The 21,208-nt window shown below is 74.0% G+C and carries 20 protein-coding genes and 2 pseudogenes; 11 read left to right on the plus strand and 11 right to left on the minus strand.

Features of this window, described 5'->3' with window-relative positions:
- Positions 1-555: pseudogene (locus AB0H57_RS28600) on the plus strand (glycosyltransferase family 9 protein); the annotation flags it as partial.
- 136 nt (positions 556-691) lie between these two features.
- A complete protein-coding gene (locus AB0H57_RS28605; RefSeq protein WP_357511737.1) occupies positions 692-1,546 on the plus strand; it encodes an alpha/beta fold hydrolase in 855 nt (284 codons plus the stop codon).
- On the opposite strand, the gene AB0H57_RS28610 is transcribed toward AB0H57_RS28605, so the two are convergent.
- Positions 1,543-1,722, minus strand: coding sequence for a hypothetical protein (locus AB0H57_RS28610; RefSeq protein WP_357511739.1), 180 nt, complete (start codon positions 1,720-1,722; stop codon positions 1,543-1,545). The two genes, AB0H57_RS28605 and AB0H57_RS28610, sit on opposite strands and share 4 nt — an antisense overlap.
- 118 nt (positions 1,723-1,840) lie before the next feature.
- On the opposite strand from AB0H57_RS28610, the gene AB0H57_RS28615 reads away from it, so the two are divergent.
- From AB0H57_RS28615 to AB0H57_RS28625, 3 genes are read left to right on the plus strand one after another with little or no spacing between them, the layout of a single operon-like run.
- Complete coding sequence (locus AB0H57_RS28615) at positions 1,841-2,467, plus strand: hypothetical protein (protein WP_357511740.1); 627 nt, start codon at positions 1,841-1,843, stop codon at positions 2,465-2,467.
- Positions 2,468-2,495: 28 nt separating this feature from the next.
- Positions 2,496-2,879, plus strand: coding sequence for a hypothetical protein (locus AB0H57_RS28620; RefSeq protein ID WP_357511742.1), 384 nt, complete (start codon positions 2,496-2,498; stop codon positions 2,877-2,879).
- A 41-nt stretch (positions 2,880-2,920) separates the two neighbouring features.
- Entirely contained in the window at positions 2,921-4,147 is a 1,227-nt protein-coding gene (locus AB0H57_RS28625) for a cytochrome P450 (protein WP_357511744.1), read from the plus strand.
- Between the two features lie 90 nt (positions 4,148-4,237).
- On the opposite strand, the gene AB0H57_RS28630 is transcribed toward AB0H57_RS28625, so the two are convergent.
- Positions 4,238-5,755 (minus strand): APC family permease, encoded by a 1,518-nt coding sequence (locus AB0H57_RS28630; protein ID WP_357511746.1) that lies wholly within the window; start codon positions 5,753-5,755, stop codon positions 4,238-4,240.
- A gap of 199 nt (positions 5,756-5,954) precedes the next feature.
- Here AB0H57_RS28630 and AB0H57_RS28635 point away from each other — a divergent pair, with 199 nt between their 5' ends.
- The gene (locus AB0H57_RS28635; protein WP_357511748.1) at positions 5,955-6,608 is read left to right on the plus strand and encodes a GPP34 family phosphoprotein; all 654 of its coding nucleotides are present in this window, start codon (positions 5,955-5,957) and stop codon (positions 6,606-6,608) included.
- A 128-nt stretch (positions 6,609-6,736) separates the two neighbouring features.
- Here the strand turns inward: AB0H57_RS28635 and AB0H57_RS28640 are convergent, their stop codons facing one another.
- Together AB0H57_RS28640 and AB0H57_RS28645 are read right to left on the minus strand one after the other, a co-directional pair.
- On the minus strand, positions 6,737-7,345 hold the full coding sequence (locus tag AB0H57_RS28640) for a GNAT family N-acetyltransferase (protein ID WP_357511750.1): 609 nt from the start codon (positions 7,343-7,345) through the stop codon (positions 6,737-6,739).
- A 163-nt stretch (positions 7,346-7,508) separates the two neighbouring features.
- The gene (locus AB0H57_RS28645) at positions 7,509-8,399 is read right to left on the minus strand and encodes a DUF72 domain-containing protein (protein WP_357511752.1); all 891 of its coding nucleotides are present in this window, start codon (positions 8,397-8,399) and stop codon (positions 7,509-7,511) included.
- Positions 8,400-8,843: 444 nt separating this feature from the next.
- On the opposite strand from AB0H57_RS28645, the gene AB0H57_RS28650 reads away from it, so the two are divergent.
- A complete protein-coding gene (locus AB0H57_RS28650) occupies positions 8,844-9,683 on the plus strand; it encodes a hypothetical protein (protein ID WP_357511754.1) in 840 nt (279 codons plus the stop codon).
- Between the two features lie 322 nt (positions 9,684-10,005).
- Here AB0H57_RS28650 and AB0H57_RS28655 read toward each other — a convergent pair whose 3' ends face one another.
- Positions 10,006-12,069 (minus strand): glycogen debranching N-terminal domain-containing protein, encoded by a 2,064-nt coding sequence (locus AB0H57_RS28655; RefSeq protein WP_357511756.1) that lies wholly within the window; start codon positions 12,067-12,069, stop codon positions 10,006-10,008.
- The gene (locus AB0H57_RS28660; RefSeq protein ID WP_357511758.1) at positions 12,066-12,443 is read right to left on the minus strand and encodes an SCP2 sterol-binding domain-containing protein; all 378 of its coding nucleotides are present in this window, start codon (positions 12,441-12,443) and stop codon (positions 12,066-12,068) included. Before AB0H57_RS28660 ends, AB0H57_RS28655 begins: the two co-directional genes overlap by 4 nt.
- Positions 12,444-12,644: 201 nt before the next feature.
- Here AB0H57_RS28660 and AB0H57_RS28665 point away from each other — a divergent pair, with 201 nt between their 5' ends.
- Complete coding sequence (locus tag AB0H57_RS28665; protein WP_357511760.1) at positions 12,645-13,691, plus strand: NAD(P)-dependent alcohol dehydrogenase; 1,047 nt, start codon at positions 12,645-12,647, stop codon at positions 13,689-13,691.
- A 39-nt stretch (positions 13,692-13,730) separates the two neighbouring features.
- Here AB0H57_RS28665 and AB0H57_RS28670 read toward each other — a convergent pair whose 3' ends face one another.
- A complete protein-coding gene (locus tag AB0H57_RS28670) occupies positions 13,731-14,237 on the minus strand; it encodes a DUF664 domain-containing protein (RefSeq protein ID WP_357511762.1) in 507 nt (168 codons plus the stop codon).
- Between the two features lie 137 nt (positions 14,238-14,374).
- Here AB0H57_RS28670 and AB0H57_RS28675 point away from each other — a divergent pair, with 137 nt between their 5' ends.
- From AB0H57_RS28675 to AB0H57_RS28685, 3 genes are all read left to right on the plus strand, one after another.
- On the plus strand, positions 14,375-15,217 hold the full coding sequence (locus AB0H57_RS28675) for an MEDS domain-containing protein (RefSeq protein ID WP_357511764.1): 843 nt from the start codon (positions 14,375-14,377) through the stop codon (positions 15,215-15,217).
- Positions 15,214-16,224: an anti-sigma factor RsbA family regulatory protein gene (locus AB0H57_RS28680; protein ID WP_357511766.1), complete on the plus strand. Its 1,011-nt coding sequence runs from the start codon at positions 15,214-15,216 to the stop codon at positions 16,222-16,224. Before AB0H57_RS28675 ends, AB0H57_RS28680 begins: the two co-directional genes overlap by 4 nt.
- Before the next feature lie 184 nt (positions 16,225-16,408).
- Positions 16,409-17,029, plus strand: coding sequence for an L-threonylcarbamoyladenylate synthase (locus AB0H57_RS28685; RefSeq protein ID WP_357511768.1), 621 nt, complete (start codon positions 16,409-16,411; stop codon positions 17,027-17,029).
- A gap of 46 nt (positions 17,030-17,075) precedes the next feature.
- Here AB0H57_RS28685 and AB0H57_RS28690 read toward each other — a convergent pair whose 3' ends face one another.
- The 4 genes and pseudogenes from AB0H57_RS28690 to AB0H57_RS28705 all read right to left on the minus strand — a co-directional run.
- Complete coding sequence (locus tag AB0H57_RS28690) at positions 17,076-17,615, minus strand: hypothetical protein (protein ID WP_357511770.1); 540 nt, start codon at positions 17,613-17,615, stop codon at positions 17,076-17,078.
- Between the two features lie 79 nt (positions 17,616-17,694).
- A complete protein-coding gene (locus tag AB0H57_RS28695) occupies positions 17,695-18,585 on the minus strand; it encodes a glycine betaine ABC transporter substrate-binding protein (protein ID WP_357511772.1) in 891 nt (296 codons plus the stop codon).
- Positions 18,586-18,759: 174 nt separating this feature from the next.
- Positions 18,760-19,653, minus strand: a complete 894-nt coding sequence (locus tag AB0H57_RS28700; RefSeq protein ID WP_357511774.1) for an ABC transporter permease subunit — start codon at positions 19,651-19,653, stop codon at positions 18,760-18,762.
- Positions 19,654-19,865: 212 nt separating this feature from the next.
- A pseudogene (locus AB0H57_RS28705) lies at positions 19,866-21,047 on the minus strand (glycine betaine/L-proline ABC transporter ATP-binding protein); the annotation flags it as partial.
- Between the last annotated feature and the right edge of the window lie 161 nt (positions 21,048-21,208).

The following is a 21,208-nucleotide window of genomic DNA, read 5'->3' on the forward strand; positions in this document are numbered from 1 at the left end:
CTGGCCTGGTACGGCATCCCGGCCGACCGCACCGACCTGGCACTGCGCCAGCCCGAGCCGGCCGGCCAGCCGACCGGGGCAACCGTCCTGCACCCGGGCAGCAAGGCGGCGCAGCGGCGCTGGCCGGTCGACCGGTTCGCCGCGTTGGCCCGGGAACTGGCCGACCGGGGTCACCGGGTGGTGGTCACCGGTTCCGCCGCCGAGGCCCCGCTCGCCGTCGAGGTGGCCCGGCGGGCCGGGCTGCCGGCGTCGGCGGTGCTGGCCGGCGCTACCGACGTCGGCGAGCTGGCCGCGCTGGTCGCCCACGCCCGGCTGGTGGTCTGCGGCGACACCGGCGTCGGGCACTTGGCCACCGGCTACGGCACCCCGTCGGTGCTGCTGTTCGGGCCGGTCCCACCGGCATGGTGGGGGCCACCGCCGGACCGGCCGTGGCACCAGGCCCTGTGGGCCGGGCCCCGGCCGCCGGGTCCGGCCGGGGCGGCGCACCCGGCGCTGGCCGCGCTGGACCTGCCGGCCGTGCTGGCCGCGGTGGACCGGGTGACCCGGGCGGGCCGGCCGGGCGGCGTCCCGGCCGCAGTGGGCCGGGCCGCCGTCCCGGCGGCGAGGCCCGGGGAGGATTCCCGGCCGGTGTCACCTCGCCGGCCGGACCCGGTAGCTACCGGCGGGTAGCCTGCGGCACTAGGCTGGGGCGGTGCGCGGGGACACGGAGTACACCCAGGAGTTCGTCGACGTCGACGGGGCGCGGCTCGGCGTCCAGGTCTATCCGGAACCGGACGGCCCGCCGGGCGCGCCGGTGGTGGTGATCTGGCCGGCGATGGGCGTACGCGCCCGCTACTACCGACCGTTCGCCGCCGCGCTGCGCGCCGCCGGGCTGGCGGTGGTCGTCGCCGACCTGCGCGGCACCGGCGCGAGCACGCCCCGCCCCAGCCGCGCCTGCCGGTACGGCTACGCCGAGCTGGCCGCCGACGTCGGCGCGGTGCTCGACGCGTTGAAGCCGCGGCTCGACGGGCGCACCACCCTGCTGCTCGGCCACTCCCTGGGCGGGCAGGCGGCCCTGCTGCACCTCGCCCTGCACGGCCCGGCCGCGGTGGACGGGCTGGCGCTGGTCGCGGTCGGCCTGCCCTACTGGCGGTCCTACCCGGGCCGCCGCGGGTGGGGCGTGCTGCCGTACACCCAGGGGATCGCGGCGGTGGCCGCGGCGCTGCGGGTCTGGCCGGGCTGGGGCTTCGGCGGGCGGCAGGCCCGCGGGGTGATCCGCGACTGGGCGTACACCGCGCGCACCGGCCGCTTCCCCCGCCTGGACGGGGTGGACGCGGAGGCCGCGGTGGCCACCGTGACGGTCCCGGTGCTGGCGGTCAGCGTCGACGACGACCAGTACACCCCGCACCCGACCATGGACGTGCTCTGCGCCAAACTGGCCGCCGCCCCGGTGACCCGGCAGCGCTACCGGGTCGCCGAGGCCGGCGCCCCGCTCGACCACTTCACCTGGGTACGCGCCAGCGAGCCGCTGGCCGAGCGGGTCGCCGCCTTCGCCGCCACGTGTTAGGCCCGGTCCTCCGTCTCCTCCACCGGCACCAGCCGGCCGTCCCGCTCCACCCGGGTCTGCCCGCGCTCGGCGGGCGGCTTCTGGGCGGCGGTCTCCCGGCGCGGGTCGTTGCCCGGGTGCATCAGCACCGCGTCCGTCGAGGACGTCTTCTCGCGGCTCTCGTCCGGCTGCGACATCGGTGTCTCCTTCCGTCGGTTTTCCGGCTGCTCGCCCAGGGGCTACCCGCCGGGGCGGGTGCGTAGTCGCGCGAAGGGTGGGTAAGCCGCTGCGCCCGAACACGTGGAGGGGGATCAGATGTCCGAACGGCACACCGCGTTGCGCTCCATGCACGATCTCGGCCTGGCGGCCTGGTTCGGCGGCTCCCTGATGGGAGCGCTGGGGGTCAACGGCGCGGCGGCACAGATCAGCGACTCGACCCAGCGGCTCCCGGTCGCCTCGGCCGGGTGGTCCCGGTGGACCCCGGTGAACGCGGCGGCGATCGGCGCACACCTGGCCGGCGCCGTCGGCGAGCTGGCCACCGAGAGTCCCCGGATGATGACCCAGCGCGGGGTGGGTCGGGTGAGCGCGGTCAAGACGGCGCTCACCATCGGCGCGCTCGCGGTCACCGGCTACAGCCGGCTGGTCGGGCGAAGGCTGGAGCGGGCGGGCAACCCGTCCGTGGACGGGACCACCGCGCCCAACCACCAGACGCCGGCGGACGTGGCGGGGCGGCAACGGCAGATGCGGATGTTGCAGTGGGCGATCCCGGCGTTGACGGGTTCGCTGGTCGTGGTCACCGCCTACATGAGCGAGCAGCAGAAGCCGGGCCAGGTGCTGCGCGGCATGCTCGGCCGCGCCGGCGGGATGATGAGCGCGCCACGCACGGCCGGCAAGGTGGCGGCGATGGCCGCGGTGAAGCGCCGGATGGCGATGTCGCACTGAGCGGCAGGCGACGAGCGGTGAGGTGGCGATGAGCGCGAAGGAAGGACCCCGCGATGGCGGCGGGCCGGAGTCGGCCGCGCCCTGGGGCACCACGGACGGCTTCGACGCCGACCCGCCCTGGGGCGCCGGCGAGGACGACCCGATGGACGAGGGCAGCGAGGCGACCGCCGTGCCGCCCGGACGCCGGGGCGAGCGCCGGGCGGGGGCGGCCGCGGCTCCGACGGGACCGGCCGGCCGGCACGGGTTCGGGTCGGTCGAGCCGACCCGGACGACCGAGGCGGGCCCGGGCGCGCCGCCTGATCCGGCGCCCGCCCGCCGCACCTTCCCGGACGACCGGGCCGGGGCGGACCTGCCCGACAACGCGCTGGAGGAGGCGACCGGGATGCATCCGGAAGGGGTGACCCGGGACTGATCGGCGGTTTGCCGGGCCGTGCCGGGGGCAGGATCCCCGGCATGGCCCGCTTCCGTCTGGACGACACCCTCGCCCTCGCCACCCAGGGTTACGGCTGGCTGCCCAACCGGCTGCGCCGGGCCGGCGCCGACGCGTACGCCACCCGGCTGCTCGGCCTGCCCGTGGTGGCCCTGCACGGGCCCGAGGCGGCCCGCTTCTTCTACGACGAAGGCCACGTGCGGCGGCACGGCGCCGTTCCCGAGCCGGTGCGCAGCACCCTGTTCGGGCACCGCGCGGTGCACACCCTCGACGGCGCGGCGCACCGGGTCCGCAAGGCGCTCTTCACCGGTCTGCTGATGGACGGCGGCATCGACGACCTGGTGGGCCGCGTCGAGTCCGGCTGGGACGCGGCGGCGAAGCGGTGGACCGGCGGCGGACCGGTAGTGCTCTTCGACGCCGTGGCGGAGGTGCTGACCCGGGCCGTCTGCGGCTGGACGGGCCTGCGGCCGCCCGACGCGCAGACGCCGGCGCTCGCCGCCGACCTGGTCGCGCTGGTCGACGGCTTCGGCTCGCTCGGGCCCCGGAACCTGCGCGCCCGCCGGGCCCGCACCCACCGGGAGAACGAGTTCGCCGCCCTGTTCGAGCGGGTCCGCCGGGGGGAGACGGACGTGCCGGAGGACAGCGCGGTGGTGGCGGTGGCCCGGCACCGGGACGCCGACGGGAATGCCCTCGATTCCTGCCTGGCCGCCGTGGAGCTGCTCAACATCCTGCGCCCGACGGTGGCGGTGAGCTGGTTCGTGGCGTTCGCCGGGCATGCCCTGCACCGGTGGCCGGCGCATCGGGAGCGGCTGGCCGGCGGCGATCCGGCCTTCGCCGAGGCGTACGCGCACGAGGTCCGCCGCTTCTACCCGTTCGCGCCGTTCGTCGGCGGCCGGGCGGTGCGGGACCTGGCCTTCGACGGGGTCCGGATCCCGGCCGGCGGCACGGTGCTGTTGGACCTGTACGGGCAGAACCATGATCCCCGGCTGTGGCCGGAACCGTACCGGTTCACCCCGGAGCGCTTCGTGGGCCGGCAGATCGGCGAGTTCGAGCTGGTGCCGCAGGGCGGCGGGGACCCGCGGACCGGCCACCGTTGCCCGGGCGAGACGATCACGGTCGCGCTGCTGCGGGCGCTGGTGGTCCGGCTGGCCCGGCTGGCGTACCGGCTGCCCGAGCAGGATCTCACCATCCCGCTGCACCGCCTGCCGACCCGGCCGCGCAGCGGGGTGCTGATGGAGGTCACGGGCTGATCCGCGGGCACCGGCGGCGCCCACGACCGCACCGGAGACGACGAACGGCCCGGCCGCGCGGGGCGGCCGGGCCGTACGGTCGGGGTGGGGTCAGCGCCGGTGGCCGGACTGCCAGAGGTCCCGCTCGGGTTCCGGCACCGGGTGCAGGCCGGGCTCGTGCAGGCCCTCCTCGGTGACCCGACCGATCCGGGCGTACGCCTCGGGACGCATCGACTTGAGCGCGACACCCCAGATGAGGCCGATCAGCATGGCGATGACCGGGATCGCCGGCAGCAGCCACCTCAGGTACGAGGGGGTGTTCGGGTCCAGCATCGCGTCGAAGTTCATCAGCAGCACGCCGAGCACGGCGGCGAGCAGGATGGTGCCCAGCGACGGCGCGATGACCCGCTGCCACGTCGTCTCCGGGCCGGGCCGGCCGCGGAAGAAGCCCACCACGGCGGCCGAGGTCAGCGTCATCAGCAGCACCACGCCGACGGCGGCCGCGCCGGACAGCCAGGTGAACAGGTCGAGGATCGGGTCCCGGTTGCTGAACGCGAAGGCCAGGAAGACGACGACGGCGAGCGCGCTCTGCACGAGCGAGCCGGCGATCGGCGCACCGCTCCGGTTGGAGGTGGCGCCGAGGAAGCGGGGCAGCACGTGCTCACGGCCGAGGGCGTAGAGGTAACGGGCCACACCGTTGTGGAACGACAGCAGCGCCGCCAGCACCGAGGTGATGAACAGGACGCTGGCGATGTCGGCGACGACGACGCCGGCGTACTGCTCGAGGGCGCCGAACACCACGCCGGGGCCCGCCTCCGCGGAGGCGGCGGCGGCGTTCTCCGGGCCGGTCAGCACGGTCAGCGCCCAGGCGGACAGGGCGTAGAAGAGGCCGGTGAAGACGACGGCGATGTAGGTGGCCCGGGCCACCGTGCGACGGGGGTCCTTGACCTCCTCGCTGTAGATGGCGCCGCTCTCGAAGCCGGTGAAGGACGCGATACCGAAGGCCAGGACGGCGCCGAAGCCGGCGGTGAAGAGGTTGCCAGGCAGGATGCCGTCGACGGTGACCATGCCGCCGCCCGGGTGGGCGAACGACACCACGTCGAAGATGATCACAACGATGCACTCGAGGCCGAGCAGAACGGCCAGCACCGTGGCGTTCAGGTCGATCCGCAGGATGCCCAGCAGGCCGACGATCACCCAGGCGACCAGGGCCCAGACCCACCAGGCCAGGTCGATGTCGAACTTGGTCGCCATGAAGTCCTGGAGGATGGCGCCCAGCAGGCCGAACAGGCCGATCTGAATCGCGTTGTAGGCGGCCAGCGCCACGGCGGAGCCGGCGACGCCGCCGGCCCGGCCGAGCCCGTTGGCGATGTACGCGTAGAAGGCGCCGGCGTTGGCGACGTGCCGGCTCATCGCCGCGTAGCCGACGGCGAAGACCGCCAGCACGCCGGCGAGCAGGACGTAGCTGAGGGCGGCACCCATGTTGCCGCTCACCGCGTACATGGTGGTGACACCACCGCCGAGAACAGTCAGGGGGGCGGACGCGGCGACCGTGAAGAAGACCAGGTGAGCGGTCCCGAGTCGCCCGCGGCGCAGACCGCTGTCGGAGAAGAACGGATCGGAGGACAAGTTATCTCCTGAGGGGGCGTGACGTGAAGGTGAGGGGTGATCAGAGATCCTGTGGCAGGGTATTGGTGATCACGGATTGTCACAAGTCCACTTCGGAGAACCTTGTCCAAGTGTTTACACGATCACCCGAATTGAACAGCGCGTGTTCATGCCGTACCGTGCCGTGTCGACGCTCGTGACGGCCTGGCTGAGGATGCCCATGACCAACCACAGTGCACACTCCGCGTATCGACTCGCCGATGCGCTGTTCCTTATCGGGCACGATGAGTTCTCCGGCAAACCGCACGGCGCGACAGATCGCCTCGAGTTCGCCCTGGCCGGCGCGGCCATGGCGGAGCTGATCTTCGAACGGCGGATCACCATCGACAACGGTGGCGTGGTGGCGGTGGACCGCCGGCTGTGGCGGGAGCCGCTGACCGATCTCATCGTCACCGAGATCCTCGGCCGGGAGGGCGTGCACCCGACCCGGCTGTGGATCCGCTACCTGCGCGAACATCAGCAGATCCGCGAGCGGGTCGGCACCCGGCTGGTCAACACCGGGGTGGTGCGCCGGGAGCAGAGCCGGGGCCTGCGGCGCGGGGTGCGCTGGCCGGCGGTGGACCCGAACCAGGCGGCCGCGCCGCGGGTCCGGCTCACCGCCCTGCTGATGCGCCACCAGCCCAACGAGCTGGACGTGGAAACCGTCCTGCTGGCGTCGCTGACCGGGGCGGTCGGTGTGGGTTCGGTGGCGTTCGACGAGCAGGTCTCCGCGCGGATGCGCGAGTGCCGCAAGTTCCTGCCCCCACCGCTGGACGGCCTGGTCGCGGCGGTGGTCGTCGCGCTCGACGCGGCAACCGTCGCGGTCCGCCGCTGACCGTTCCCGATCAGCGCGGCGGCGGCCCGGCGGGCTCGGGCCGGCATCCGGGACGCTGTGAGGGTCCTCACACGGCTCGTCGCTCTCCCGGTGGGCGGGTGCCCCGCCCACCGGGAGAAACGCCGGCGTCAGGCCGGGTCGCGCCACATCGGGTAGAGGGTGGGCCCGTCCGGCAGGTCGAGGGTGACCGGCCGGCGGCGGAAGCCGAGCCGCTCGTAGAGGGCGGCGTTGCGCAGGTTGCTCGCCTCCAGGTACGCCGCGTGGCCCTCCGCGTCGAGCCGGGTCAGCTGGTGGCCCATCAGGGCCGAGCCGACACCCGTGCCGTGGTGGTCGGGGTGCACGCCGACGAACGGCAGGTACCAGTGCGGCTCGCCCGGGTGGTTGGCCGTCATCAGCTCGTCCAGCACGGCGAAGCGCTTCATCGCGTCCGCGCCCACCCCGGCCTCCAGGGCCCGGTAGAGGTCCGCGCCATCGCCGTCGTCGTCGTGGCCGCTGTCGAGCACCGGCAGCCACAGCGTCGCGCCGGCGCCGTCGTCCGCCAGCCACACCTCACCGCCGTCGAGGGCCAGCTGCACGAACTCCCCGAAGAAGGCCGGGTGCACCGCGGCCCGGTGCCGCTCGTCCGGGAAGATCCACCCGCTGATCGGGTCGGCCATGAACGCCGCACCGAGGAGCGTCGCGACGACCGTCGCGTCGTCCCGCGACGCGCGCCGGATTTCTCCCTGCCACTGAGCCACTGACTCTCTCCTGCACCTGATCGTCGACCGAGGGTCGGGCAATGTCTACATCGAACCGACCAGGGACGCTACCAGTCGCGGCGCCCGGGCCCGCAAGACCGCAGGCCGCGCCACATCCGCACCGAACGCCCTCCGCCGGGCTCGGCGGGGTCGGGGGGCGGGCTCAGCCGGCGGCCGGTACGGCCCGGTCGGCGAGCAGCTCGGCCAGCCGGGCCGCGTCCCGCTGGGCCTGGTCGCCGCAGCAGTTGTTCATCAGCACGTGCACCTCGGTAGCCTCCGCCGCCAGCCCGGCCAACCGCGCGGCCCAGCGCCGCAGCTCGTCCTCGCCGTACGCGTAGCGGAACTTCTCCTGCTTGTCGCCGCTGGCCCACGCCTCGCTGTGCCCGTGGAACCGGACCATCGCCAGCTCGGCGGTGGCCATCACGATCGGCGGCACGGACGAGGAATGCCCCTGCGGCATGTCCACGCAGACGTAGCTCAGGCCGTGCTCGGCCAGGAAGGTCAGGGTGTCCACGGCGGCGGTGCCGTCGAACCAGGAGGCGTGCCGCAGCTCGACCGCGATGCGCCATGGCCGGCACCGCCGCGCGGCGGCCACGATCTGCCGGCGGGCCGCGTCGCCGGCGGCCAGCCAGGGCGGGAACTGGAGCAGGACCGCCCCGAGCCGGCCGGCCGCCGCGATCGGGTCGAGCGCCACCCGGAACCGGCGCCACATCTCGTCGTACGCCTCCGGCGACAGGTCCCGCCAGCGGATCCGGATCGGCCCGCCGGTCGGCCGCAGGTCCTTGGGCAGCGCCGCGACCGGGGTGTGGTGCCCGGTGAACAGGCTGAACGCCTTGACGTCGAAAGTGAACCCGGGCGGGGTGGCGGCGACCCAGCCCGCGGTGGTCTCCGGCGCCGGCACCGCGTAGTAGGAGGTGTCCACCTCGACGACCGGGAATCGCTCGGCGTAGTAGCCGAGCCGACCGGCCGGGTTGTTGACCTGACGGGGATACCAGCCGGAGCGCACCAGCAGCTGGTCCGCCCAGGACGACGTCCCCACCTTGATGACACCCATGTAATTCAGTTCACCCCGGTCCGTCCGGATCGGCAACCGCTGGCGGGGCGCACCCCGGAAAAGGGTCGGGGGTCGGGCCTAGGTTGGATGCCGCCAGGCACGACGCTGGCCGGGCTGGTCGAGGCGTACGCCGAGGTGGGCCGCGGCGAGCGACCGGCTGATCGCGACCCTTGACCTCGACACGGCACACCCGCTGCCGTCGGCGCCTGGTTTCCGCCCGGGGCCACCTGGTCCGTCCGCAGGGTGGTGCTGCATCTGCTCTCCGAGGTGGCCCAGCAATGCCGGGCACGCCGACCTCATCCGCGAATCAATCGACGGGTCACGATCGATGGGCTGACCGGCGCGACGTTTTTCGCCACGCGGTGGCGGCCGGCCCGGTGCGCCCCCTCCTCCGCCGGCCGCCGATGTGACGTCCCGGCACCGTGCGGCGCTGAGGGACACGAGATGAACGCACACCGCATGGACCAGGAGACCGCCGAGCGACTGCTCGCCGGTCGGCCCGCCGCACCGCCGCACGGGCCACCGGCGCTCGTGGAGCTGCTCACCGCGGTACGCGCCACCCCGCGTCCCGGCGAACTGGCCGGCGAGGACGCCGCGCTGCACGCCTACCGGTTGGCGCGCGCCGGGTCGGTCCTGCCGGTGACGCCGGTGGCCACGCGCGGGCCGGCCGGCCGGTGGGGCGTGCGGATCGGCGCGGCGGTCCTCGCCGTCACGGCCACCGGCGGCGTGGCGTACGCCGCCGTCAACGGCACCCTGCCCCATCCGTTGCGCCCCGGGCCGGGGCCCGGCGCCACACCGTCGGTGGCGCCGCAACGGCCCACCGCGACGCCGGGCGACCCGGCCACCCCACCGCCGTCCACCTCGGCGGGACCGTCCGCCACCGAGGCGCACGGAGGGCTGTGCCGGTCCTACCGGGCGCACCTGCGCGCCAACCCGAAGAGCAACCTGGACAATCCCGCCTTCGCCCGGCTGGTCGACGCGGCCGGCGGGCGGGACAGGGTGGCCGGCTACTGCGACCGGGTGCTCGCCGACCGGCCGAGCCAGGCCCCGTCCGGCCCACCGAAGGCCGAGTCCGACTCGCCGAATCCCCAGTCCCACTCGCCGAATCCCCAGTCCGGCTCGCCGAAGGCCCAGTCCGGCTCACCCAAGGCCGAGTCCGGCTCGGCGTCGCCGGGCAACGGGTCGACCGGGCAGCCGATGTCGCGCGCGGAGCACCCATCGGCTCCGGCCGGGAGGCCGAGCAGCACCGGCGGCACCTCGCCCTCGGGCGCCGGGGCCCGCTGACCGGCGAGAGCCCGATACCCTGGGCCGCCGACCGGGCCGTGGCTGGTAGCTTGCCCCGAGACCCTGCGGCGTCGACGCCTGGCGGCGACCCTGCGCCTGGCGATCGTGGTCAGCGTGGTGGCCGGGATCGTGCTCACCGCCCTCGGTCCGGCCACCGTCACCGGCCTGCTGCCCTACTTCACCATCCAGAGCAACGTGGCCACCGAGCCGCCCGGTGCCGGCGGTGCCGGCCGAGGCGGAGACGCGCGGCCGGACGGCGCCGGCCGGGACGGACGGCGCGGCGCCGGGCGCGGGGACGACCAGCGACCGGTAGGCCACCGGCTCAGCCGCGCAACCGCCGCCGGTGCCCCTCGCCGCGCGGGCCCCGGTCCCGGGCGTGCGCGTCGGAGTACCCCCAGCGGCCGGGGATGTCCAGCACGTCGAGCTGGCCGAACCCCTCCGGCAGGACCGGGTCGACCAGCAGGTTCTCCCCGCAGGGACGCAGGCCGAGGCCGGTGGCGAGCAGCATCAGCAGCGCGCCGGAGGACCAGGACTGCGGGCGGCCGGCGGAGGGCAGCTGGACGGGGTACTTCGTGACCTGCCGGGGATAGCCGGCCACCACCTCCGGCACCGGACCGTCGAGCCGCTCGGCCAGGGCGAACATCGCGTCGACGATCCGGGCGGCCTCCCAGTCGAAGCCGTACCGGCGCAGGCCCGCCGCGATCAGCGCGTTGTCGGCCGGCCACACCGCCCCCAGGTGCGGGGCGACCGGGTTGTACGGCAACTGCCCGTCCGCGTACGTGCGCACCCCCCAGCCGGAGAACATCCGGTCGTCCATCAGGTGCCCGGCCACCGACACCGCCCGGTCCTCCTCGACGATCCCGCTCCACAGCAGGTGCCCGATGTTGGAGGCGAGGGCGTCGACCGGGGTGCCGTCCGGCTCCAGCGCGAGCGCGTAGTAGCCCCGCTCGGGCAGCCAGAAGTCCCGGTTGAACCGCTCCTTCAGCGCGGCGGCCTCGTGCTCGAGCCGGTCGGCGTACGCCGGGTCGTTCCAGAACTCGCGGGCCATCCGGGCGCCGCGCACCTTCGCGTCGTACGCGTAGCCCTGCAGTTCGCAGGTTGCCCGGGGGAACGCCGGGGCGTGGCCGTGCCGGTCGCGGATCGCATCGGGCGAGTTCTTCCAACACTGGTTGATCACGCCCCGGCGGGTGTTGCGCCGCTGGTACCGCAGGTACCCGTCGCCGCACAGGTCGCCGTACGCGTCGATCCAGTCCAGCGCCATCCGGGCCGGGTGCCGTAGCTGCCGCACCAGGTCAGCGTCGCCGGACCACAGCTCGTACTCGTCGAGCAGCACCACGAAGAGCGGGGTGGTGTCGGCGGCCCCGAAGTAGAACGAGGTGGGCTCGTCACCGAAGGCCGCGGACTCGCCGTACCGGGTCTCGCAGATGATCTTGCCGGGTTCCTCGTCGTGGGCGTCGTCAAGCTGCCCGCCCTGGGTCAGGGCCAGCATGCGCAGCGTGGCCGGGGCGAGTTCCGGGGTGAACGGCAGCGTCTCCAGGCAGGTGACGATCGCGTCCCGGCCGTAGAGGGTCATCGCCCAGGGCAGGCCGCCGACCGGCACGGCCTCGGGGTACGACAGCGGCGTGTAGCGCAGCGCCGCGAGGTCGCTCAGGCACGTCTGGTAGGTCTCGCGCACCGTCCGCCGGGCGGCGCTCAGCTGCGGCACCCGGTCCCGCCAGTCCTGCAACTGCTGCCGCATGTCGGCGCGCACCTGCTGCTGGTGGGTCTCCAGGTGAGCCCGGATGTCCCGGCTGCCCTCGCCGCGCAGCACCATCTGGACGTGCAGGTCGGTGGTCCACGACCCGTTGGGGGGCACGTTGATCCGGAAGGTCAGGCCGGCGTCGTCCACCTCGGCCGGCTCGGTGGCCGTGACCACCGTCTCCCGGGAGAATCGCTCCCGGGCGTACCGCAGGCGGAGCTGGCTGGGATTGCGGGTGACGGTGACCGGCCGGGGGCGCGGCCCGGCGATCTCGCTGGTGTCGGCGAAGTCGTTGCCGACCTCCATCCGGACGGTGTACTCGGCCGGCCGCGCCGAGTGGTTCAGCACGGTGATCCGCTCGTTGAAGCTGTCGTCGATCGAGCGGTGCCGGATCACCGACACGGTGGCGTCCACGTAGTGGCTGGCCGTGCCGGGCACCAGGACGAACCGGGTCTCGAAGTACTCCAGGTCGTCCCGGGACAGCGCGTCGAGCGGGCTCCCGTCGACGGTCAGCACCCAGTGCGACAGGAACCGGGTGTCGAAGGAGAACAACCCGACCGGCGCCTGCGGGTCGGGGCGCATGTCCCCCTCGGCGTCGCTGACCGCGAAGGAGTTGCCGGCCAGCACGTGCACCAGTTCCTGCTTCACCGGGCCGCCTCCCCGATCAACCCGCAGGTACGGGGGTGGCGGGCGTCCGGCGGGCCGGGGAACAGCCGGCGCAACGACATCAGCAGCCGCAGGTCGCCCCGCGCGTACACGTCGTTGCGCAGCAACGCCGAGCCGATGTGGGCGCGTCCGGCGGCGAGCCGGTCGAACACCGCCCGGTCGGCCGCCACGACCAGGTCCGCCTCCGCCGACGAACGGCTCACGTCGACGTCCTGGTCGTGGATGGTGAGGTACCAGTGGTCCGTGTGGCCGTCCGCCCGGATGTCGAGCCGCAACGTGCCCGCCGTGGTCTCCGGCAACTCCGGATGTCGGCCATCGACCCGGTTGGCCAGGTGTTCCGCCGCAGACGCCGCCATCGCCCGTCCTCCCCCTCGACTCCGCCGGGCGAGCCTCCCGCGCCAGGGGGTGAGCCGGGATCACCCGCTCCGGGTGAACCTCGCGGCGGCGGCCCGCGGCCGAGGCCAGAGGGCCGCCGCGGGCCGGCTCACCTGCTGTTTGGCTCGCTCGGGACCGGGCAGGCAGCACGGAGGACGCCACACGGACGGGAGAGCCACCCGATGCGCGCACTGCGATTGCCGAACTGGAAAACCGAACCGGAACTGGTCGACGTGCCCCAGCCGGAGCCCGGCCCCGGTCAGGTGGTCGTGAAGATCGGCGGCGCCGGGGCCTGCCACTCGGACCTGCACCTGATGCACGACTTCGAGGCCGGCGCGGTGCCCTGGAACCCACCGTTCACGCTGGGCCACGAGAACGCCGGCTGGGTGCACGCCCTCGGCCCGGGGGTGACCGGACCGGAGGTGGGCCAGCCGGTGGCCGTCTACGGGCCCTGGGGGTGCGGGAGCTGCGCCCGCTGCCGGGTCGGGATGGACACCTACTGCGAGAACCCGGCCGGGGCGCCGGCGCCCGGCGGCGGCGGTGGGCTGGGCCTGGACGGCGGGATGGCCGAGTACCTGCTGGTGCCCGACGCGCGCCACCTGGTGCCGCTGCCCGAGGGGCTGGACCCGGTGCAGGCCGCGCCGCTGACCGACGCGGGACTCACCCCGTACCACGCGATCCGCCGGTCCTGGCCGAAGCTGGCACCGGGCAACACCGCCCTGGTCATCGGGGTCGGTGGCCTCGGGCACGTGGGGGTGCAGATCCTCAAGGCGACCACCGCGGCCAAGATCATCGCGGTGGACACCCGGGACGACGCGTTGACCCTTGCCCGGGAGTACGGAGCCGACCTGACCCTGCGCCCGGACGAGGACGCGGCGGACCGGATCAGGGCGGCCACCGGCGGCCGGGGCGTCGACGTGGTGCTGGACTTCGTGGGCGCGGACGCCACGCTGAAGCTGGGCGTCTCGGTGGCCCGGACGCTGGGCGATCTGACCATCGTGGGGATCGCCGGCGGCACGCTGCCGGTGTCGTTCTTCTCGGTGCCGTACGAGGTGAGCATCCAGACCGTGTACTGGGGCAGCCGGCCGGAGCTGATCGAGGTGCTCGACCTGGGCGCCCGGGGCCTGGCCCGCCCGAAGGTCACCACCTTCGGGCTGGACGAGGCGGTGTCCGCGTACCACCAGCTGCGGGACGGGACGCTGGAGGGGCGCGCGGTCATCGTGCCGTGACCCACCGCCGGGCCGGCCGCCGACGACCGGCCCGGCGGGTCAGCGCAGGATCAGCCCGCGGACGTAGGCGGCCTGGCCGGCGTGCTGCAGGTCGTCGTCGACCACGCTGAGCAGCCGGACCCCGAGGGTCACCGGCGGGTCCCAGGTCTCGTCCACCACCCGGTCCAGGTCGGCGGTGGTCAGCCCGGCCAGGAACCGCCGGGTACGGTCGGCGACCGCCGTGAAGTAGCCAACCAGGGCGGTCGGCCCCTCCGGCCGGACGGCGGCGATCTCCTCCGGCCCGTGCCCGTAGCCGGTGTCGTCCGGGTCCGCCTTCAGCCCGAACCGGGGCGCCCAGTCCCCGGAGACCCAGACCTGTTCCTCGCCGAGCAGGTCCGCCACATGGTGGTCCTGGATCCGGGTCAGGTGCCAGACCAGCCAGCCGACCGGGTTGGCGCCCGGCGCGGGCGGCTGGCGCAACTGCTCCGCGGAGAGGCCGTCCACCGCCGACCGGACCAGCTCGGGCAACCGGCCGTAGGTCTCGGCCAGCAGGTCGTTGACGTTCACCGGATGCCGCCTCCTCGTCGTGGATGTCTCCGTTGGGCAGTACCGCCGGGCGGCGCCGGCAAACCTCGGCCGGCCGCTCTGACGTGCGGTGCCACCGTCGACCGGCCCGTGATCCGGGCCTACACTGCCGGCATGGGATGCGGGACGTGATCACCGAGCAGCGGTCAGCCGTGTCCCGTGGTCACGTCTGTTGGTCGTACGACGACTCGGCGGTCTTCGACGACGCGGCCCGCCGCTTCCTGTCCGCCGGGCTCGCCGCCGGCGAGCAGGGCTGGTACGTGGGGCCGGACCCGGCCGAGGTGGCCCGGGAACGGCTGGCCGGGCTGCCCGGCCTCGACGCGGCCCTGCGCCGGGGCGACCTCCGGATCGTCGCGCCCTGGTCGGCGTACCCGCCGGACGGGCTGGTCGACCCGGTGGGCCAGGTGCACGCCTACGCCACCGCGACCGAGGCGGCGCTGGCCGCCGGGCACACCGGTCTGCGGGTGGTGGCCGAGTGCAGCGGCCTCGCCGGCACCCCGGCCCAGCGCGACCGGTTCGCCCGCTACGAGCACCGCGTCGACCGGTTGATGCGGGCCCGGCCGTTCTCCGCGATGTGCGCGTACGACCGCACCCGGCTGGGTGACCCGGCGGTGGCCGAACTGGCCTGCCTGCACCGGCACACCAACGCGCCGGGCCTGCTCTTCCGGCTGGCGGCCTGCGGTCCGGGCACCGACTGCGCGGAGCTGGCCGGCGAGCTGGATCCGTCCAACCATGAGCTGTTCGCGGCGGCGCTGGAGCGGGCGGAGCTGCGCCCGGTGGACGGCGAGCTGCGGCTGTGCGGCCCGCGGTTGCGCTACATCGACCACCGCTGCCTGACCCACCTGGCCCGGTACGCGGCCCGGCGGGGGGCGGTTGCCGTCCTGCGCGCGTCGTTGCCCACCGCGTCCCGGCTGGTCGAGATGCTCGCGCTCACCGGCGTCCGGGTGGAGGCCGCCCGATGAGAACTGGAGCGGCCGCCGGCCACCAGGGCTACTACCACGAGGCCGTCTGCTACGGCTCGGAGGAGGAACTGCTGGCGGTCACGGTGCCGTTCCTGCTCGACGGCGTCGCCGCGGGCGAGCCGACCATCGTCGCGTTCGGCGAACGGCACGCCGCACTGGTCCGGTCGGCCCTGCCCGCCGGCGCGGAGGTGGACTTCCTCAGCGGCGGCGACCTCTACGCCCGCCCCACCGCGGCGATCCGCTCCTACCGCGCCCTGCTCGCCGCGCACCTGGCGCGGGGGGTCGGGCAGATCCGGATCATCGGTGAGCTGGCCCCGTCGATGCTGGGCGTGACGTGGGACTGGTGGGCCCGGTACGAGTCGGCGATAAACCACGCGTACGACGACTTCCCGCTCTGGAGCATGTGCGCGTACGACACCCGGGTCGCCCCGCCGGAGGTGCTGGCCGAGGTGGCCCGTACCCATCCCCGGTATGCCACCGCGGACCGCCGGCACGTGCCGAGCGAGCACTACACCGAGCCGGCGGTCTACCTGGCGGAGAACCGCCTTCCCGTCCCCGACCCGCTGCAACTGACCCCGCCCGCGGTCGAGCTGACCGACCCCACCGCCGCCGAGGCGCGCCGGGCGGTGTACGCGGCGGACGGCGGCCGGCTCCCGCTCGACCAGGTGGAGGACCTGGTCGTCGCGGTGAGCGAGACGGTCACCAACGCGCTGCGCTACGGCCGCCCGGCGGTGCGGCTGCGGGTCTGGTCGGGTGACGACCGCATCGTGGTCAGCATCACCGACCGTGGCGAGGGCCCCAGCGACCCGTTCGCCGGGCTGCTGCCGGCCCGCCACGGCGGCCCGGGCGGGCTCGGCCTGTGGATCACCCACCAGTCGTGCAACCACGTGGCCCAATACCGGGACGTCGACGGGTTCACCATCCGGCTGACCGCCGGCGATCCGCTCTACCGCACCGATGCGGCGACGCCGGACCCCGCGTTGACCGCCAGCCCGGCAACCGCCTGATCGCGCGCCGGCCGTACCGCCGCGTCGGGCGGCGGGCCGGGCGGGTAGGCGGCCGCTGTGCGCCGCCGACCGCCGCCTCCTCCTAGGCCCGGTCCTGTCGATCATGCCGGTGTCTGGCGCCGCTTGCCGTCTGGGCCCGCCGTGGCCCGTGATGATCGGCGGGACAGGGCCTAAGCTCCGCAGTGTGGCCAAGTACTACGACGTGCACCCGGACAACCCGCAGCCGCGAGCGATCAAACAGGTGGTGGACCTGATCCGGGCGGACGGCCTGATCGCCTACCCGACGGACTCGTGCTTCGCGCTCGGCTGTCGGCTGGGCAACCGGGACGGCCTGGACCGGATCCGGGAGATCCGCCACCTGGGCACCGGCCACCACTTCACCCTGGTCTGCGCCGACTTCGCCCAGCTCGGGCAGTTCGTGCAGATCAACAACGCGTCGTTCCGCGCGATCAAGGCGGCCACGCCGGGCAGCTACACGTTCATCCTGCCGGCGACGAAGGAGGTGCCGCGCCGGCTGCTGCACCCGAGAAAGCGGACCGTCGGGGTGCGGATCCCGGACCACACGGTGACCCAGGCGCTCCTCGCCGAGCTGGGTGAGCCGCTGCTGTCCAGCACCCTGCTGCTGCCGGACGAGGAGGAGCCGCTCACCCAGGGCTGGGAGATCAAGGAACGGCTGGACCACGTGCTCGACGCGGTGCTCGACTCCGGCGAGTGCGGCACGGTGCCGACCACGGTGGTGGACTTCTCCGACGGCGGACCGGAGATCCTGCGGGTCGGCGCCGGCGACCCCAGTCGCTTCGAGTGAATGGCGGGGCCCCCGCTTGACGCATTCGGTATAGGCGGGGCCCTTTCTAACACCCGGGGCCGGGTGGCGGGAGCGGCAGTTCCACGGCGTCCGCCGGGCCCAGGTCCCCGGCGGAGTGCGCCGGTGGCGGCCGGTCGGTCGCCGGGGAGCGGCTGTGCAGCGGGCCGTCGGGGCCGGCGCGCCGGGTGACCACGCAGGTCACCATCCGGATGGGCGGGGGCGGCGCGGTGAACCGGCCGGCACCCCAGCGCACCCAGAGCGGGATCCGGCCCGCGCCGGCCTCGGCGAGCAGCTTCTCCCAGGTCCGCCGCCGGGTGCCGTGGTCGATCTCGACCACCACGGGCGGACCGTCGGGCCGGGCGCAGGCCACGTCGAGCACCGACGGCTGCCCCGACATCGGCGGCGGCAACGGCAGCACGCTGGGCGCGCGCCGGTAGACCCGCCAGCCCCGCTCCCCCGCCCAGCCGGCCACCGCGTCGACCAACCGGGCGGTCACCTGATCGGTGGTCAGGTCGGTGAAGGTGAGCCGGTCGAGCCACCCGGCCAGCGAGGCCGCCAGCCGTTCCCCGTCGCCGCTCTCCGTCACGCCGGCAGGGTACCGGGCCCGGGAACGCGAACGGCGGGCGACGAGGGGTGCCTCGTCGCCCGCCGCACCGGCGTACGGGTCAGGACAGCGACTTCTCGAAGTCCGGGTTGGCCTTCAGCCACTCGTCCACGGCCTTGGCCTCGTCGCCCTTGTGCGTGTTGAACATCAGGTCCTCGAGGTCACCGAGCTGCTGGTCGCTGAGCTTGAACTTCTTCAGCATCGCGGCGACCTCGGGGAAGTCCGCGCCGAAGCCCTGGCGGCCCAGCGAGTGGATCTCCTCGGCGGCGCCGAGGGTGCCCTTGGCGTCGGTCAGGTCCTTCAGCTCGTACTTGGCGTAGGCCCAGTGCGGGTGCCACAGGGTGACCACGATCGGCTTCTTGTCGGCGATGGCGCCGTCCAGCGCGGCGAGCATCGCCGGCGTCGAGGAGGTCTTCAGCTTCATCGCGCCGGTCAGCCCGTACTCCGGCAGGACCTTCTCCTGGGTGGCCTTGGTCAGGCCGGCGCCCGGCTCGATGCCGATCATCTCGCCGCCGAACATACCGGCGTTGGCCTTCAGGTCGTCCAGCGAGTCGACGCCCTCGACGTACTTGGGCACCGCGATGCTCAGGCTGGCGTTGTCGTACCAGACGCCGAGCTTCTCCAGCTTGTCGCCGTACTTCTCCAGGTACGAGGCGTGGGTCTGGGGCAGCCAGCCGTCCAGGAACAGGTCGATGTCCCCGTTGGCCAGGCCGCCGTAGACCAGCCCGGCCTCCAGGTTCTTGAGCTGGACCTGGTAGCCCTTCTGCTCCAGGATCTCCTGCCACAGGTGCGAGGCGGCGATCGCCTCGTCCCAGGCCATGTAGCCGATGGTGATCTTCTTGTCGCCGGAGCCGGAGCCGGAGCCGCTGTCGGACTCACCGCAGGCCGCGCCGGCCAGGGCCAGGGTGGCGGCCAGGGCGAGGGCTACCCCACGCTTCAATGCTGCGAACATCGTCTTCCTTCCTTCGATGGGCGGGCGGCCCGGCACGCGCGGGTGGCCGCCGCGTGCGCGGCCACCATGACGTACGGGATCGGGTCGCCCGCCCGTGGTCGGCCACCGGCTGATCGGGACGCGGACGGGCCACGCCACCGGCCGGATGGCCGCGGTTCTCGGGTGGTGAAACGGTCAGGACTGCTGCTGCATGGCCCGCTGTGCCCGGGCGGCCGGGAACCGCCCGCCGATCGAGTCGGTGAGCCGGTCGAGCACCACGGCGAGGACCACGACGGCGATGCCGCCCTCGAAGCCGCTGCCCACCTCGACCTGGGCCAGGGCGAACATGATCACGTCGCCGAGGCCGCCGGCGCCGACCATGCCGGCGATGACCACCATGGACAGCGCCAGCATGATGACCTGGTTGACCCCGGTCATGATGGTCGGCAGGGCCAGCGGCAGCTTGGTGCGGAGCAGGATCTTCCACGGGGAGGCGCCGAACGCCTCGCCGGCCTGGACGAGTTCCCGGTCCACCTGGCGCAGGCCCAGCTCGGTCAGGCGGACGCCGGGCGGCATGCTGAACACCACGGTGGCCAGTACGCCGGGCACGGTGCCGATGCCGAAGAAGAAGATCGCCGGGATCAGGTAGACGAACGCCGGCAGGGTCTGCATCAGGTCCAGCACCGGCCGGGCGAGCTGGGAGGCGCGGCGGTTCTCCGCGACGAAGACGCCCAGCGGCACCGCGAGCAGCAGCGACAGCGCGCTGGCCACCAGCACCTGGGCCAGCGTGCTCATCGTCTCCGCCCAGTACGGCATGCCGGCGACCAGGCCGAGCCCGACGGCCGCGCCGAGGCCGAACTTCCAGCCGCGCAGCCAGAGACCGAGGGCGGCGAAGACCAGCACCACCACGACGGCCGGGGCGGCGGTGAGCAGGGTGTCCAGCGGTTCGACGAGGGCGTCGACCACGGTGGCGATGCCGTCGAACGCCGGGCCCAGCGTGCCGGTGGCCCATTCCACGGCGTTCTCGGTCCACTCGCCCAACGGCAGCCGGGGCAGTACGACGTCCAGCGGTGCGTCGGTCGTACTCATGCCGTTTCCTCCTTCTCGCGGGTCGCCGCCACCGGCTCGCCGCGTACCTCCGTGGTCACCCGGGCCAGGTCGGTCATCGGGGCCCCGGCCACGCCGAGGTCCATCGCGGACGGCACGGCCGGGCCGGACTCGGCCGGCACGTCCGACGCCGTCGGGCCGGCCTCGTCCACGGGGGACGGCGGGGCCTCGTCGGCGCGGTCGGTGTCGCCGGTGAGGCTGCCCAGCGCGCTGAGCAGGGTGATCCGGGGGATCACACCGGCCAGCCGGTCCCGGTCGTCCAGCACGGCGACCGGGTGGACGCTCTCGGCACAGTCGGCGAAGAGGTCGGCGACCGCGGTGCCGTGGTGCACGGTGCGGACGTGGTCGGTGCGGACGTAGCCGTCGAGGCTCTGCCGGCCGGCGCGCAGCGCCCGGCTGACCTCGTCCTCCGTGACGGTGCCGAGGAAGCGTTTCTGGTTGCCGGTCACGTACACCACGGAGGTCTGCGTCTCGCGCAGCGCCCGGGCGGCGACCCGCGGCCCGGCGTTGACGTCCACCACGCTGTGCGGCTTCACCATCACCGACGAGGCGGTGAGAATGCGGGTGCGGTCCACGTCGGCGACGAACCGCTCGACGTAGTCGTTCGCCGGGTCGGTGAGGATCTCCTCGGCGGTCCCGATCTGGACGATGCGGCCGTCCCGCATGACCGCGATCCGGTCGCCGAGCCGCATGGCCTCGTTGAGGTCGTGGGTGATGAAGACGATGGTCTTGCCCAGCTCGGCCTGGAGCTCCAGCAGTTGGTCCTGGATCTCGCGACGGATCAGCGGGTCCAGCGCGGAGAACGCCTCGTCCATCAGCAGGATGTCGGTGCCGGCGGCCAGCGCGCGGGCCAGGCCGACCCGCTGGCGCATGCCGCCGGAGAGGTCCTGCGGGAGCTTGTCCTCCCAGCCGTCCAGGCCGACCATGCGGATCGCCTCCATGGCCCGCTCCCGGCGCTCGGCCTTGGGCAGGCCGGCGATCTCCAGGGCGTAGCCGGCGTTCTCCAGCACCGTTCGGTGCGGCAGCAGGGCGAAGTGCTGGAAGACCATGCTGATCTTCTCCCGGCGCAGCCGGCGCAGGGCGGCGGGCTTCAGCTTGCCGAGGTCGACACCGTCCACCTCGACGCTGCCGCTGGTCGGGCGCAGCAGGCCGTTGAGCATCCGGATCAGGGTGGACTTGCCGGACCCGGACAGCCCCATGACCACGAAGATCTCGCCCGGGCGGACCTCGAGGCTCGCGTCGATCACCGCAGCCGTCGTCGCGGAAAGTCCCGCCAGCGCCTCCGCGCGGGGTGCTCCATCCTTGAGCCGTCGCACCGCTTCGGCACGGCGGCTGCCGAAGATCTTGTAGAGCGACTTCACTGCGATAGCGGACACGATCGCCTTTCCGGCGAACACCGTCGGCAACTTCACACCATCGGGCGTTCGTCGTTTACTCGTCGGTCGTAGTCGGGCCGCGCCACCCTCTCGGGGCAGCACTCCGGGCCGGCCGGACCATACCTGCAAGTCGGAGACGAATCCACCTCACGGCCGCCGTT

Origin of the sequence: Micromonospora sp. NPDC050686 (assembly GCF_040654475.1) — a bacterium.
Classification (GTDB): Bacteria; Actinomycetota; Actinomycetes; order Mycobacteriales; family Micromonosporaceae; genus Micromonospora.

What these genes read in the sequence shown, in the direction of transcription:
- AB0H57_RS28665 (WP_357511760.1), top strand. Translation starts at nt 12,645, where the DNA reads ATGCGCGCACTGCGATTGCCGAACTGGAAAACCGAACCGGAACTGGTC.
- AB0H57_RS28660 (WP_357511758.1), bottom strand. Translation starts at nt 12,443, where the DNA reads ATGGCGGCGTCTGCGGCGGAACACCTGGCCAACCGGGTCGATGGCCGA.
- AB0H57_RS28620 (WP_357511742.1), top strand. Translation starts at nt 2,496, where the DNA reads ATGAGCGCGAAGGAAGGACCCCGCGATGGCGGCGGGCCGGAGTCGGCC.
- AB0H57_RS28675 (WP_357511764.1), top strand. Translation starts at nt 14,375, where the DNA reads ATGCGGGACGTGATCACCGAGCAGCGGTCAGCCGTGTCCCGTGGTCAC.
- AB0H57_RS28635 (WP_357511748.1), top strand. Translation starts at nt 5,955, where the DNA reads ATGACCAACCACAGTGCACACTCCGCGTATCGACTCGCCGATGCGCTG.
- AB0H57_RS28625 (WP_357511744.1), top strand. Translation starts at nt 2,921, where the DNA reads ATGGCCCGCTTCCGTCTGGACGACACCCTCGCCCTCGCCACCCAGGGT.
- AB0H57_RS28695 (WP_357511772.1), bottom strand. Translation starts at nt 18,585, where the DNA reads ATGTTCGCAGCATTGAAGCGTGGGGTAGCCCTCGCCCTGGCCGCCACC.
- AB0H57_RS28610 (WP_357511739.1), bottom strand. Translation starts at nt 1,722, where the DNA reads ATGTCGCAGCCGGACGAGAGCCGCGAGAAGACGTCCTCGACGGACGCG.
- AB0H57_RS28700 (WP_357511774.1), bottom strand. Translation starts at nt 19,653, where the DNA reads ATGAGTACGACCGACGCACCGCTGGACGTCGTACTGCCCCGGCTGCCG.
- AB0H57_RS28615 (WP_357511740.1), top strand. Translation starts at nt 1,841, where the DNA reads ATGTCCGAACGGCACACCGCGTTGCGCTCCATGCACGATCTCGGCCTG.
- AB0H57_RS28680 (WP_357511766.1), top strand. Translation starts at nt 15,214, where the DNA reads ATGAGAACTGGAGCGGCCGCCGGCCACCAGGGCTACTACCACGAGGCC.
- AB0H57_RS28650 (WP_357511754.1), top strand. Translation starts at nt 8,844, where the DNA reads ATGAACGCACACCGCATGGACCAGGAGACCGCCGAGCGACTGCTCGCC.
- AB0H57_RS28645 (WP_357511752.1), bottom strand. Translation starts at nt 8,399, where the DNA reads ATGGGTGTCATCAAGGTGGGGACGTCGTCCTGGGCGGACCAGCTGCTG.